At 40.5% G+C, this 14,590-nt stretch carries 12 protein-coding genes and 1 tRNA gene; 7 read left to right on the forward strand and 6 right to left on the reverse strand.

Features of this window, described 5'->3' with window-relative positions; translation table 11 throughout:
• Nucleotides 1–59: 59 nt before the first annotated feature.
• A complete protein-coding gene (locus JFU24_RS16925) occupies nucleotides 60–320 on the reverse strand; it encodes an FAD-binding oxidoreductase (RefSeq protein WP_201250203.1) in 261 nt (86 codons plus the stop codon).
• 385 nt (nucleotides 321–705) lie between these two features.
• Here JFU24_RS16925 and JFU24_RS16930 point away from each other — a divergent pair, with 385 nt between their 5' ends.
• On the forward strand, nucleotides 706–1,899 hold the full coding sequence (locus tag JFU24_RS16930; RefSeq protein ID WP_201250204.1) for a ParM/StbA family protein: 1,194 nt from the start codon (nucleotides 706–708) through the stop codon (nucleotides 1,897–1,899).
• An 8-nt stretch (nucleotides 1,900–1,907) separates the two neighbouring features.
• Complete coding sequence (locus JFU24_RS16935; protein WP_201187628.1) at nucleotides 1,908–2,456, forward strand: hypothetical protein; 549 nt, start codon at nucleotides 1,908–1,910, stop codon at nucleotides 2,454–2,456.
• A 98-nt stretch (nucleotides 2,457–2,554) separates the two neighbouring features.
• On the opposite strand, the gene JFU24_RS16940 is transcribed toward JFU24_RS16935, so the two are convergent.
• Nucleotides 2,555–3,847, reverse strand: coding sequence for an NCS2 family permease (locus tag JFU24_RS16940; RefSeq protein WP_201187626.1), 1,293 nt, complete (start codon nucleotides 3,845–3,847; stop codon nucleotides 2,555–2,557).
• Between the two features lie 330 nt (nucleotides 3,848–4,177).
• Between JFU24_RS16940 and JFU24_RS16945 the strand changes: the two genes are divergently transcribed.
• The 4 genes from JFU24_RS16945 to JFU24_RS16960 all read left to right on the forward strand — a co-directional run bounded on the left by JFU24_RS16945 (nucleotide 4,178) and on the right by JFU24_RS16960 (nucleotide 8,943).
• Nucleotides 4,178–5,740 carry a DEAD/DEAH box helicase gene (locus tag JFU24_RS16945; RefSeq protein ID WP_201250205.1) on the forward strand — a complete coding sequence of 521 codons (1,563 nt, stop codon included), beginning with the start codon at nucleotides 4,178–4,180 and terminating at the stop codon, nucleotides 5,738–5,740.
• A 15-nt stretch (nucleotides 5,741–5,755) separates the two neighbouring features.
• Nucleotides 5,756–6,664 (forward strand): phosphotransferase, encoded by a 909-nt coding sequence (locus JFU24_RS16950; RefSeq protein WP_201222537.1) that lies wholly within the window; start codon nucleotides 5,756–5,758, stop codon nucleotides 6,662–6,664.
• Nucleotides 6,665–6,697: 33 nt separating this feature from the next.
• Nucleotides 6,698–7,885, forward strand: coding sequence for a class I SAM-dependent methyltransferase (locus JFU24_RS16955; RefSeq protein WP_242485352.1), 1,188 nt, complete (start codon nucleotides 6,698–6,700; stop codon nucleotides 7,883–7,885).
• A gap of 104 nt (nucleotides 7,886–7,989) precedes the next feature.
• On the forward strand, nucleotides 7,990–8,943 hold the full coding sequence (locus tag JFU24_RS16960; protein WP_201187619.1) for an ATP-grasp domain-containing protein: 954 nt from the start codon (nucleotides 7,990–7,992) through the stop codon (nucleotides 8,941–8,943).
• 103 nt (nucleotides 8,944–9,046) lie between these two features.
• On the opposite strand, the gene JFU24_RS16965 is transcribed toward JFU24_RS16960, so the two are convergent.
• Complete coding sequence (locus JFU24_RS16965; RefSeq protein ID WP_201187617.1) at nucleotides 9,047–10,597, reverse strand: ABC-F family ATP-binding cassette domain-containing protein; 1,551 nt, start codon at nucleotides 10,595–10,597, stop codon at nucleotides 9,047–9,049.
• A gap of 358 nt (nucleotides 10,598–10,955) precedes the next feature.
• Between JFU24_RS16965 and JFU24_RS16970 the strand changes: the two genes are divergently transcribed.
• Entirely contained in the window at nucleotides 10,956–13,148 is a 2,193-nt protein-coding gene (locus JFU24_RS16970; protein WP_201187616.1) for a DNA topoisomerase III, read from the forward strand.
• 54 nt (nucleotides 13,149–13,202) lie between these two features.
• On the opposite strand, the gene JFU24_RS16975 is transcribed toward JFU24_RS16970, so the two are convergent.
• The 3 genes from JFU24_RS16975 to JFU24_RS16985 form a co-directional block, all read right to left on the reverse strand.
• Nucleotides 13,203–13,370: a hypothetical protein gene (locus JFU24_RS16975; protein WP_201222539.1), complete on the reverse strand. Its 168-nt coding sequence runs from the start codon at nucleotides 13,368–13,370 to the stop codon at nucleotides 13,203–13,205.
• Between the two features lie 305 nt (nucleotides 13,371–13,675).
• Nucleotides 13,676–14,152 (reverse strand): GNAT family N-acetyltransferase, encoded by a 477-nt coding sequence (locus tag JFU24_RS16980; protein WP_201250206.1) that lies wholly within the window; start codon nucleotides 14,150–14,152, stop codon nucleotides 13,676–13,678.
• Nucleotides 14,153–14,363: 211 nt separating this feature from the next.
• A tRNA-Arg gene (locus tag JFU24_RS16985) sits at nucleotides 14,364–14,437 on the reverse strand.
• Nucleotides 14,438–14,590: the final 153 nt, after the last annotated feature.

Raw genomic sequence — 14,590 nt, forward strand, 5'->3', positions numbered from 1 at the left:
ATTCAATAGAATGTTCTTCTATCAATCCTTTGATAAGCCCCATTCCTTCAGTGTTGGCTTCATAGTCTAGCCTTTTCCTCACCGTGGTCAGTAATCAACTGGTCGTAAATCAAGCCATGATGGGCCGTGATTTTTGCGATTGTCTGGCCAGTTGTTCTATTAAGTATTTCGCCTGCCTCAATGAGTGTGGCTTTCACACCTTGCTTGGCTAATAGATAGGCTGAGGTGATACCAGAAATTCCTTCAGCAACAATTAAGACATCAGCTGTTATATCCGTTTCTAGCTTAGAAAACGAAGGAAAGATAAAGTACTGCGCCAATATGGCTCCGGATATTGGGGGAGTTCTGTATTTTTTCGGTCATTTTTAATATCTCCATTTATTACCGCTCCCAAAATTTTCTTTTATATATACGCTTGCTTTTATAAGAAGAAGATTTATAAAAGTTAGTTATTTTACTTGTTTACAATTATGTATGCAAGTAAACAAAAGTAGATGGTTTGTACACGAAAAAGTAAACAGGTTTACAAATGAGTACACATGGTTATATATAACGTGTGTACATATTTGTTCCTAATGTACACAAAAATGAATACAATTCGACAAATAAAGCTACAACTTATGATGGATTGACTATTATAGAAACCTTTTCTATGCTTAATAGAGTGCTCCACCTAAATTTTTTTATAAAAGGGGATGTTTTTAGATGAGTTCTAGAATCGCAGCAGTAGACGTAGGAAATGATGCAATTAAAGCTATTTTTGGAAAGCTAGAGTCTGAATTATATATACCAAATGTCATTGCAAAAGACATTGAAGATCGGCCGGTCATAGGAATCGAAGAACTCGATGAAAAAAACCCATTAGAAGGGATACATATTAGAGTCCATTCACCTGCCCTGCAAGACAATAATGCCATTTATCGTGTGGGAAATTTAGCGACAAAAAGTGATAACCCAGCAGAACTAGATTTGGGGAGCAGTAAATCAGAGGAAGACCAAACATTAGTAATGCTTTTTGCGGCTCTTGCATTGGATGCTGCCAAGCAAGGGAATAATGATAAGTTCAAAAAAGTAAATAACGTTGTCGAAGCGAATTATACGCTGGGCACAGGTCTACCTCTTCGGGAAGTTAAGGAAGGGAAAGATGTTGGATACCGTTCGAAGTTACTGGGTTCCGTTCACCAAGTAGAATTTTTAATTACACCCAAATACCAAGGTATGAAGGTTAATATCAAATTTGATGAAGTGAAAGTCTATCCAGAGGGCTTCGCCGCATACATTAATTTAGTCATGGACAATGATTTGAATATCATTAACCGTGAATTAATAGACAGAAGAATTCTCATTCAAGATATTGGCGGACTATCGACAGATATCGCGGTCATTAAAAACCGTAAAGTTGACGATGATAAGGCGCAAGGATTCAATCTTGGAGTAGCTGAGGCTCTTGAATCTATTCGTGAAGAAATCAGAAAAAAACACGGTGTCGAGTTGGATAGCAGACGCGATGTCGTTGAAATCATCACGAAGAAAAACGACCGTAATCATATTATGGTTCGCGGAAGCCGGACAAGCGTCCATGATATCATCGACCGGATTTTAGGAGAACTTGCGAAAAAGCAATACCGTCACCTACGTAACGTATGGCAGAAAAACTCGCAAACGGAAATCTGCTATTTTGTCGGCGGAGGATCGATTGTCTTGAAAGATTATCTGAAAACGCTAAATCAAAATTTTGATGGCTACAATATAGACTTTTTTGAAGATGAACGGGAAAGCGTTTGGATGATGGCCAACGCCTATTATAAATTGATTTCGGATTTTAATCGCCGGAATTCAAAGGAACAACATCAATCCCCGCAAAAGAAGAAAGAACATAGATCAGGTGCTGTTAAATAGGTGAGAGAATGAAAAAAACAGCTTCTTCTGAAATCAAAAGAGGACAAGCCATCACTTTTCGTATCCCTTCAGATGTATCAGATTATACGTTAAGACAGCTGCAGAAATTGAAGGAAACAGAAAGAAGGAATTTTTCCAGTAAAATTGCCGAGTATGTTCTCGATGGAATCGGACAATCCACCCATCAGGAACGGGAAATGATTGCTCTACCCATGCCGAACAAGCTTAGCAAATCTCAGCGTGACTGGCTCAAGCATTCCCACTCAGAAGCTATGCTTGGAACGATTATGTACCATCTTTTATCCGATCCTTTACGCGCGACTGCCTTGCTAGCCTCATTGAACAGTAATGTAATTAATGAGGAGATTTATTTGCAGGATGGGCCCGAAGAACAGGAACAGGATACTGAAGTGGTGCAGAAGGAAATATCTAAGAAAGATTTGGATGACTTTGATTGGAGTTTGGATGAAACCACACAACAAGTGGAGGAACCAGAACCTGAAGAGGAAAACCTTGATGATCTTCTTGGTGATTTTCTTGATCAAATGAATCAATAAGTATGTAGAAGGGTATCTGACAACATGTTGGATATCCTTCTTTTTTATTAACGGGGACTTTCAAAAAAAGAAGGACCTCAGGGCCCCTCTTGAATGAATTAAGCTAGGAAAATTAATTGATAGAGGAAAAGAATTGCAAACATGTACACTAACGGATGCACTTCTCGGAACTTTCCTCTAGCCATTTTTAAAATAGGATAAGTGATGAATCCAAGTGCTATCCCATTGGCGATACTTGATGTTAACGGCATTGCGACAATGACCAAAAAGGCTGGGAAAGATTCATCAAAATGCGTCCAGTCAATCTCGTTAATGCTTTTAATCATCATACTTCCTACAATAATCAGGCTTGGTGCGGTGATTGCCGCTACATTTGAGACAGCTCCGATAAGGGGGCTGAAGAAGGCGGTTATTAAGAAAAGAATAGCTACGACAAGAGCTGTTAATCCTGTTTTACCGCCTGCACCTACGCCAGCAGAAGACTCAACTGAGGCAGCGGTAGGGCTTGTACCGAACATGGCACCAACAGTTGTACCAATGGAGTCTGCAAAGAAGGCACTCCCAGATTTCTCAAGCTTCCCATTTTTCAACAATCCAGCTTGACGTACAATTCCAAGTAACGCTCCGGTTGTATCAAATAGCATGACAAGTAAGATTGAGAAGACAACTCCATATAGCCCGTAGTTAATGACATCTGCAATAGATGTGATTGGATTAGCGACGATTATTCCCTCAGGTAATGACGGTGTCGAAACAAAGCCATCAATTTTTAACTGTCCAGTAAAGAAGGCGATAATGGCTGTGACGATCATTCCAATGAATATTGCTCCCTGCACATTACGTACAATTAACACAATCGTTATAACCAAACCAATTAACGTAAGTGCCACACTAGGGTCTCTAAAACTTCCAAGGGTAACTAGATTGGATTCATGACTTGTAACAACGCCTGACAAACGAAGTCCAATAAAGGTGATGAAAAGTCCAATTCCAGCACTGATTGCGTGCTTCAAATTATTGGGGATGGCTTCAATCAATCTTGATCGGAAAGAGGTAAGTGATAAAAAGATAAAAATAATCCCTGTAACAAAGACTGCCGAAAAGGCAACTGTATATGAGATATTATGAGTGCCTAGCACTGAGTACGCAAAATAGGCATTCAATCCCATCGCAGGTGCTATGACAATTGGATAATTGGCTAAAAGAGCCATGCAAAGAGTACCTACTATGATTGCGATGATGGTTGCTGTGAAGGCCTGGTCAAAGGGGACCCCGGCATCAGAAAGAATCATTGGGTTTACAACTATGATATAAGCTAATGTTAAAAAGGTTGTAAGCCCCGCAAGTACTTCCGTCTTAATATTTGAATTCCGTTCTTTTAATTTAAACATGCGGTTACTCCTCTTTTTATATACAAAAAATCCTTGTACTAATCATTACAAGGAGGAGGTGCTTACCCTTTTTTCAAGTAAGTAGCTCGGTAGTATAATTTATTTGATAATAAAATCTTATAAATTATATTAGAAAAACAACTAAAGTACAATAGCATGTAAAATTTACAGTGACAGGTTTTCTCGAAATTAGATAATGATATACTAACAAATAGCTTAGATTAAGGAAGTTTCCCTTAGAGTGTAACTCCGCAACGTTCCTTAAGACGATTTACAAGTTTTTTAATGGGAAAAACAAGGGAATGACAAATTTAGAGAGTAGGTTTATATATGACAAATTTCATCGACTTGGGTGTTAGCCCGGCGATTAACGCGATATTAAAACAAATAGGAATTTCTAACCCGACACCTATCCAGGAGAAATCCATACCAGATATTCTTGCGGGAAGGGACGTCATCGCGAAGGCACAGACAGGGACTGGGAAGACCTTGGCGTTTTTGTTGCCTATTTTAGAAAAAGTAGATCCGACAGCATCCCACATCCAATCGTTAATTGTTACACCAACTAGGGAATTAGCTTTGCAAATCACAGCGGAACTGAAAAAGTTTGCTAATGAAATTGAGGAGCTGCAGGTGCTTGCTGTATATGGTGGACAGGATGTCGAACAGCAAATGAAAAAGTTGACACGAAATATTTCTGTCGTGGTTGCCACGCCAGGGCGGCTTTTAGATCATTTACGAAGAGGCACCATTGATTTATCGCAAACACAGACACTCGTTCTGGATGAAGCTGACCAAATGCTTCATATTGGCTTTTTACCGGAAGTAGAAGAGATTATGGGGCAGCTTCCAGAAGAACGGCAGACATTGCTCTTTTCTGCCACAATGCCTGAACAAGTTCATCAGCTAGCTAAACGCTACATGAATAAACCATTAACTGCGGCAGTAAAGGCTGATCAAGTTACAGTCGAGCAAATCCGTCAACTTGTTATCGAGACGACAGATCGTGCCAAACAGTCTTCATTAATTACCATAATAAAAGAAGAACAGCCTTACCTAGCCATTATTTTTTGCCGCACTAAACGCCGTGTTTCAGTCTTGAATGATGCTCTAAAATCCGCTGGTTTTAATTCTGAGGAACTTCATGGGGACCTTTCACAGGCTAAACGAGAACGTGTTATGAAAAACTTCAGAGATGCAAAGCTCCAATATTTAGTGGCAACGGACGTTGCGGCGCGGGGGCTGGATGTAGAAGGAGTGACCCATGTATTTAACTATGATGTCCCTGAGGATGCGGAAAGTTATATCCACCGAATTGGTCGTACAGGACGAGCGGGTGAGAATGGTCTAGCCGTAACCTTTATTGCCACTAAGGATTTGCAGCTGTTAAGTGATATCGAAAAAGGAATTTCAATGAAAATTGAACGAAGAACAATTGAAGGCGTCAAAATGTTCCAACCTGATGAGACGGGTCATAAAAAGAAGCGTTATGAAGAATCTTCAGAAGAGGGAACTCGTCGCCCACGTACAGGAGGAGGTCGCCGCCACAGAGAGCGTATAGATACAAGAGGGCCTAATCGAGGAAGTCACCGTTCTGCTAATCAAGCAGACAACCGTGAATTAGAGCTAGAGAAACCACGCGGAGGTCGTACGGAAAATAGTCGTGGACCGAAACTTGAGAATCCAAGTGGAGGTCGTACGGAAAACAGTCGCGGGCCGAAACGTGAGAATTCAAGGGGAGGACGCCCAGAAGACAGCCGTGGACCGAAGCGTGATAATACCCGTGGTGACCGCCAAGGAGACAGCCGGGGAGCAAAAGGGGGAAATACCCAAGGGCCAAGTAATAGGAGAGGCGGGTCTGGGGGCTTTTCAAATAGAGGAAGAAACCGGTAAAAGGAGGCGATGGAAGTGGAAAAGCCTTGGTTGGCGGAATATCCAGTTTCCTTAGAGCTAGCAGAGAAATTAATCAGGCTGCAGTTTCCAGAAATTGAGTTGAAAGAGATAAACCAACTTGGGGAGGGGTTTGATAACACGGTCATTCAAATTAATGAGCAATATGTATTCCGTTTCCCTCGACGCCCTATTGCAGTTACGTTAATCCAAGTGGAAAATCAACTTCTGCCCTCGATAGCAGGTAACTTTCCACTTGCTATACCTGAGCCGATTTTTTTTGGAAAACCAAGTAGCATTTATCCATATCCCTTTACAGGTTATAAAATGGTAAAGGGATACTTGCCTGTGGAAGAATCAGTTGAAAATAAGATTATATCGGCAAAAAGATTTGCCCATTTTTTAAAAGAACTTCATAGTTTTCCTGTTGAAAAAGCGAAGCGATTAGGTGTAAAGCCTGATGGAATGATGAGGCTCGATATATCCTTTCGCCAGAAAATGCTAATGGAAAATGTCTCTACTCTATTAAAACTAGGTTACTCTGAGCAGGCGTATGCCGTTAAGGATTTTTTTGAAAAACTCAAACCATTGAATGTTCATCATCCAATCTCACTCGTTCATGGAGACATTCATATCCGGAACGTTTTACTCGATAAAAAAGGTGTTCTCGCTGGAATTATTGATTGGGGAGATGTTCATATCGGAAACCCAGCTATTGATTTTTCCTTTTTATACAGCTATTTTCCAAAAGAAGCACGCCAAGTATTTTTTGGGATTTATGGTGACATCGATAAAGAGATGGAGTGCTTGGCCCGGTTCAGAGCAATATATATGCTTGTTACTTTACTCGTTTATGGCATTGATCGTCAGGATGAACAGCTGATTGCTATAACGAGCACTGGTTTGAAATTTGCTATAGAAGAATAATTGTTACTTTCTTTTAATGATTGGGAGGTTAATATGAAAGCAAGTTATTTTCATACAATTACGTTAATTGGGAAAATGTTGGATAAATCTAACGTTCCTTATCAATATACAGGTCAATCTGCTCTGTTTGTGCAAGGAGTGGAGGTTGATGAGTATAAGAACATCACCATTGATGTGCAATGGGATGTCTTTAATGAGGTTTTTGAGCTGTTTTCCAAATTCGCCCCTACGCAGCCTGAAAAAAATCCTGAGAGTTCTTCTTTTCTATTGGGGATTGATGGGGTTACAGTCACAGTTCGCTGTTTGTTTAACATGACTATTAAAACAGATCCTTATCGATTGTCTATAAAGATTGGAGAAATGGAGATTTGGTGCCGGTCATTGTACAGTTATTTATACGACGAGGAAATGAAGAAGTACAGTGCTGAAATTCATGCCTACTTATCTGCCGAGCAGCAGGGCTTCACAGCTGAAAATGAACAGGCATGGAACCAGAATAATTATTTAGCACTTGTCAATCGTTACGGAAAACCCAAAGAACTGGCATCTAAAATCAGACAAAATCCCAAATGGAGACTGCATCCATTTTATAAATATATGGGAGATGTAACAGGCAAAAAAATCACTCATTTAATGGGGTCAAATGGCGTTAAAGCGGTTGCCATGGCCATCATAGGGGCCAATGTCAAGGTAGTTGATTTTTCTCAGGAAAACGCGACTTTTGCAAATGAATTGGCAAAAGAGGCCGATGTTACGATTGAGTATATCATCTCTGATGTGCTGTCATTATCATCAGAACATGTATCTGAGAAACAGGATTTGGTTTTAATGGAGCTGGGTGTGCTTCACTACCTAATTGATCTTCAACCATTATTCGAAAAAATTAAAATGATTTTAAAGCCAGGTGGACGATTCATTTTACATGAATTCCACCCGATTTCAACAAAACTCATTACCTCTAATGGTAAAAAGCATAAGGTGGCAGGCAACTATTTTGCTCCAGCAATTGAAAACAACGAGGTCGCTTTTTCCAAGCATATGCCGGATGAAGAAAAAGAGAGCCTTTCAAAAGTGGTTCAGCGTAAATGGACAATAGGAGAACTTATAACGGCAGTAGGTCAATCAGGGCTTGCGATCAAGGTGCTTGAGGAAGAACCAAACCATAAGATCCACGATATCGGTCTTCCGAAAACATATACCTTGGTAGCGGAACGAGTGTAAGGATGCAGTCAAAAGTGTTATGCATATAAAAAGGATGTTTGTATTAATGTCTCTATGCCCTCAGATAAAAAAATTAAATTTTAAACAATCAGGAGGAACCTTTTATGAGTAAAATTTATATCATTCATGAAAATGAGGAATGGACTGCCCATTTAACCAAAAGAATGAATGAGTTAGAACTTCCCTATGAAGAATGGCATCTTGATCAGGGTGTGGTGGATTTAACAGAGGAACCGCCAGAGGGCGTTTTTTATAGCCGTATGAGTGCAAGCTCACATACTCGTGGGCACCGATTTGCTCCTGAAATGACAGAATCTGTGCTAGCGTGGCTTGAACAGCATAATCGTACAGTCTTCAATGGGACACGAGCGCTTCGTTTGGAGGTCAGCAAAGTCAATCAATATACGGCACTGACAAAGGCTGGAATTAAGACTCCGCAAACGATCGCAGCTGTAGGCAAGGAAAATATCATGAAAGCAGCAGAGAAATTAAATGCCGCTTCGTTTATCACGAAACATAACCGTGCAGGTAAGGGACTCGGTGTTCAATTATTTCATTCAGTAGAAGCATTGAAACATTATGTGGAAGGTCCAGAATTCGATGAGCCAGTTGATGGGATTACATTAATTCAGGAATACATAAAAGCACCGGAGCCATTCATCACCCGTTGTGAATTCGTGGGTGGCAAGTTTATGTATGCGGTAGAGGTTGATACATCCGAAGGTTTCGAGCTTTGTCCGGCAGATGCCTGCCAAATTGGTGACTTGTTCTGCCCGATCGGTGAAGAGGTAGTAGAAAAACCAAAATTTCAAATTGTGCAAGATTTTCATGATCCGATTATTGAAAAATATGAAGCGTTTTTACAAGCAAATGAAATTTCGATTGCAGGAATTGAATTCATTCGTAACAGCGATGGTGAAATCTATACTTATGACATCAATACCAATACGAATTATAACAATGACGCTGAGGAAGCAGCAGGCCAATATGGCATGCTTGAATTAGCGAAGTTTCTAGGATCCGAATTGGCGAAACAAAACATGAACAAAAATAAATAATAAAAAGTGATGCTGACTGAAAGGGGATTTTATAACCATTTCAGTCTTTTTTTTGACATACAAAGAAGGTGCCCCTTCTCAAGCGGGCACCCTCTAAAAAAAATTAATTTTGGTTCGACCATTCTTCTACATCCCATACTTTGGTAATCCAATCTTCATAGAAATCAGGTTCATGACAGACAAGGATAATCGTTCCCTTATACTCTTTTAATGCACGTTTTAGTTCTTCTTTCGCGACAACATCCAAATGGTTCGTCGGTTCATCAAAAAGCAGCCAGTTACTTTCTGTAAGCATGAGCTTACACAAGCGGACCTTCGATTGTTCACCACCACTTAAGTGACTCATTGGACGTGTAATGTGCTCGTTTTTCAAACCAACTCGAGCAAGGATGGCGCGTACCTGTGGTTGATCGAGATGTGGGAATGCATTCCATACTTCATCGATCGGTGTCGTGTTGCCTGCTTTCACTTCTTGCTCAAAATAAGAAGAGAAAAGGAAATCGCCAAGGGATCTTTTTCCGCTTAGAGGATCAATTTTACCAAGAATCGTTTTTAACAGCGTAGATTTTCCTACTCCGTTACAGCCGACTACGGCAATTTTTTCCCCTCGTTCGATGGTCATCGATAGCTTTGGAAGCAATGGACGGTCGTAGCCAATTTCCAAATCCTCCCCTTCAAATACATAACGGCTGCTCGCACGTGATTCTTTGAAGTCAAAAGTCGGTTTCATTGCAGTCTCCGGACGATCGATGCGTTCCATGCGGTTCAATTGCTTCTGACGACTCTTTGCCCGACCGGTCGTTGAGTAGCGGGCTTTATTTTTAGCAATGAAATCTTCCTGCTTTTTAATGAATTCACGCTGTTTTTCATATGCATTGATGTGTTGATTTTTATTCAATTCGGCAAGCTCCAGGAATTTTTCATAAGTTGCCGTGTAACGGGTCAATTTTGAAAATTCAAGATGGAAAATGACGTCGACGACCCCGTTCATGAACTCGGTATCATGCGAAATTAATAAGAATGCATTAGGATATTCCTTTAAGTAGCTGCTCAACCAGCGGATATGCTCCACATCCAAGTAGTTAGTCGGTTCGTCAAGGAGCAGTACTTCAGGCTGTTCTAAAAGTAACTTGGCAAGTAAAACTTTTGTCCGTTGTCCACCGCTTAGGGCAGAAACGTCACGATCCAATCCGATTGCATCTAATCCCAAACCGCGTGCTGCCTCTTCAATTTTAATATCTAGATTGTAAAAACCACCGGCTTCAAGCTTGTCCTGGATTTCACCCATTTGTTCTAAAAGTTCTTCAAGTTCTTCAGGAGTAGCTGTCCCCATTTTCTCTGTTACTTCATTCAATGCTTTTTCTTGCTCGAATAACGGTAAGTACGCATCCCTTAAGACGTCGCGAATCGATTTTCCTTTTGAAAGAATCGTATGTTGATCAAGATAGCCGTATTCGACACCAGGTGTCCACTCAACCCGTCCTTCATCGTGAATCAGTTGTCCTGTAATGATATTCATCATTGTTGACTTCCCAACACCATTTGCCCCGACTAGACCTACATGCTCGCCAGCCATTAGACGGAAGGAAACATCCTTGAATAAGGTACGATCGCCAAAGCTGTGTGCTAATTTATCTATAGAAAGTAAGCTCATTTATATTGAACCTCCCAATTAATTTGAAAAAATCTCTACGTTTCATCATACTAAAATCTGTACTAGATTGCTATCTAATCTTATTTACATATGAGCCCTCTATTAAACGGAGTGAGTGAAAGGATCATGTTCGAAAACTTATATAGATTGGCTTATAACTACTGACTCTTGACCAATCGAAAAACGGGTTACGAATCTTCAGGCAAACAGTGGCTGAGGAATAATTGTTTCTTAATAATGAACATGAAACAGTATTGGGAATCATGTTTTTTGCGTCTTATGTCTTTGTACTTTATCGCTCCTGCATAAATTATATGAGATAATGAGGGAAGCAGTTTAAAAGGGAAAGGATGTTATTATGAGTAAAACAGTCGTACTGGCCGAGAAACCATCGGTCGGAAGAGATATAGCAAAAGTGCTGAATTGCGGAAGAAAGGGTAATGGCTTTTTTGAAGGCGATCAGTATATCGTTACTTGGGCACTCGGTCATTTGGTGACCCATGCCGACCCGGAAACTTATGATGAAAAATATAAAACGTGGCGTCTTGAGGACCTGCCTATGCTGCCTCCTTCCTTAAAATTAGTCGTGATCAAACAATCAGGCAAGCAATTTCAATCGGTTAAAACGCAATTGAACCGTAATGATGTCAAGGATGTCATCATTGCGACTGATGCAGGTCGTGAAGGAGAACTTGTTGCACGCTGGATTCTCGAGAAAGCGAATGTGAAGAAGCCCATCAAGCGGCTTTGGATCTCCTCTGTAACGGATAAAGCTATTAAAGATGGCTTTAAAAAGCTCAAAGAGGGAAAAGAGTATGAAAACCTATTCGCCTCTGCGGTAGCTAGAGCGGAAGCAGATTGGATCGTAGGTATGAATGCAACACGGGCGCTCACAACCAAGCATAATGCCCAGCTATCCTGCGGTCGGGTTCAAACGCCAACGCTTGCGATGATTGCCAAAAGAGAAGAGGAAATCAAACAATTCCAGCCTAAGAAATATTATGGTGTTTCGGCAACAGCAGAGTCTAAGTTGCGACTCGTTTGGCAGGATGCTCAATCAAAAGATGTCCGCACATTTGATAAAGCGAAGGCAGAAAAGGTTCTTACAGCTGTTAAAGGGAAACAGGCGGAAGTGGTGGAAGTGAACAAATCCCATAAGAAAAGCTTTGCGCCTTCTTTATATGATTTAACGGAGCTTCAACGGGAAGCCAATAAGAAATTCGGCTATTCGGCGAAAGAAACGTTATCGATCATGCAGCGCTTATATGAGAGCCATAAGGTCTTGACCTATCCAAGGACGGATTCACGCTTTTTATCAACGGATTTGGTTGATACGCTAAAAGAACGATTGCAGGCGGTCAGCATCAAGCCGTATGCCCAGTATGCTTCGAGAATTCTGCGCAGCCCGATCAAGGCCAATAAATCGTTTGTGGATGATAGCAAGGTTTCCGATCACCACGCAATCATCCCGACTGAGCAAACGCCGCTTCCGGGGAAACTGAGTGACAAAGAATCGAAGATCTATGACTTGGTTGTCAAAAGATTCCTGGCTGTATTAATGCCTCCGTTTGAATATGAACAAACGACTATCACCGCTAAGATAGGTCAAGAAACGTTCATTGCTAAAGGGAAGGTCGTCTTGAAATCAGGTTGGAAGGAAGTCTATGATCATCACTTCGATGAAGAAGAGGCTAAGGATGGCCTTGTTGAGCAACTGCTTCCTGCCGTTCAAAAAGGTGACAATTTAGTTATCTTAACTGTGAAACAAACAGATGGAGAAACAAAACCACCGGAACCATTCAATGAAGGATCATTGCTATCAGCAATGGAAAACCCTGCTCGCTTCATGGCAGGGGAAAGCAAGGAACTCATCAGGACTTTGGGAGAAACAGGCGGGATTGGTACCGTTGCGACCCGGGCTGACGTTATTGAAAAATTGTTCAATAGCTTCCTGATTGAAAAGAGAGGGAAGGGTCTTCATGTTACGTCGAAAGGGAAGCAGCTCCTCGAGTTGGCTCCTGAAGACTTACGTTCTCCGGCATTAACAGCACAATGGGAACAAAAGCTAACGGCCATCGCAAAAGGAAAGCTGCCAAAACAAGCTTTCATCGGCGATATGCGTACCTATGCCAAAAATATCGTTCATGAAATCAAAAATAGTGATCAAAAATTCAAGCATGATAATGTTTCAGGAACGAAATGCCCGGATTGCGGCAAGCTGATGCTTGAAGTGAATAGTAAAAAGGGGAAAATGCTTGTCTGTCAGGATCGTGAATGTGGACACAAAAAAGGTGTTTCACGTGTAACAAATGCCAGATGCCCGCAATGTCACAAAAAGATGGAAATGCGCGGTCAAGGAGAAGCACAAACATTCACCTGTAAATGCGGTTTTCACGAAAAACTTTCTTCGTACAATAAACGGAGAGGGCAAAATAAAAACCAGCGGGTATCGAAAAATGAAGTCTCCAATTATATGAAAAAGCAAAATAAAGAAGAACCGATCAACACAGCCCTGGCGGATGCCCTGGCTAAACTGAAATTCGATAAATAAAAGAAAAAGGATGGAGCAATCGCTCCATCCTTTTTCTTTATATTACTGCTTCGACTAAATTTCATTCAGTACGGTGCCATGTAATTCATATTCAAGTGTGTTGTCCATTTTTTGTGTGTGTTTACCCGAATCTACTCGTATGAGCGTACTGAATGGCTGCTGATCACCTGGACTGAAAATCGCTTCATCATTCTCTGGATTCCATAGGCTGTAAATACTCATAATCTGTATCCTCCTTTGGGTGAGAAGACTAGTAATTCCCTTCTTGATTATCATCTAACTTTTCAATTAACTCTAACGCTGATCACCGGGACTAAACACCGCTGCGTCATTCTCTTTGTTCCATTGGCTTCTGATTGTACTCATCGTGCACATCATCTCCTTTGGTGAGAATGTCTTACAGTATTTGTATACCCGGCTAGGACAGGTTAAAACATTTATTTTCAAAAAAAGGTGTAATTATATATTCGATGTAAGGTATATCCATTAATTTTCAGCAAATATATATTCAAAAAGGTAAAGATGAATTAAATGGTCAATTTCATAATGTATTGTTCGCCAATCATTCCGACCCTTCTCATACCGGTATCTTGAAATCCAACCTTTATATATAGTTTTTGTGCGGGGATGTTCTTATGATTAACAGCTAATACAATTTCATCACAATTAGGAAATTCTGATTTAACAAACTCGGCCAGTAGGAGCATGCCTTGTTTTGCATAGCCCTTTCCCTGCTCAGCATGATCAACTGATAATGCAGTCAGCAACATGGCATTCGGATTAGTCGAATATTCAATTACGCGATCTGTTGAATGCAGTAAAAAGAAACCTACAGGTTCATCATCACTTAAAATGACGATACGATGCTGTCCTTTTGTTACTTCAGTAAAATTGTTGGGCAAGGTAGTAAATAGTCCTTGTTCTTCAGGGAGTTCAAAATGATTTAGTTTTTCGGAATATTCATCTGAAAAATGCTTTAACTCAATGAAATTTACCATTTCCATAAAATGATTCCCCTAACCTTTTTGCTTTACATTACCATAAAATAGTCGATTTTTTGCATATCTTTGATAATTTCAAAAAGAAAGATCACTTGAAATGTAAAACCATGAGAGGCTGCACGATCGATAACTAAAATTTGGATAGAGCCATACCAAAAGAAAAAACCCTGTTACGACGCAGAAGAACCGCATTGTAACAGGGTTTTAAAATTAGCGTCCCAGATAGGAATCGAACCTACGACCTACAGCTTAGGAGGCTGTCGCTCTATCCTACTGAGCTACTGGGACATATAAAAAGTTCAACGACCTATTCATTATATTTCTTATAGGCAAACTTTTCAAGTTAATAGCTTATACTTATGAAAATATTCATCATAATAGCTTAACAAGTGATGATGTTCAGTGTTAATAGTCGGAGAAAGCTTGGTAATGATGGTGTCT

This window comes from Peribacillus sp. TH27, assembly GCF_016650915.1.
GTDB lineage: Bacteria > Bacillota > Bacilli > Bacillales > DSM-1321 > Peribacillus > Peribacillus butanolivorans.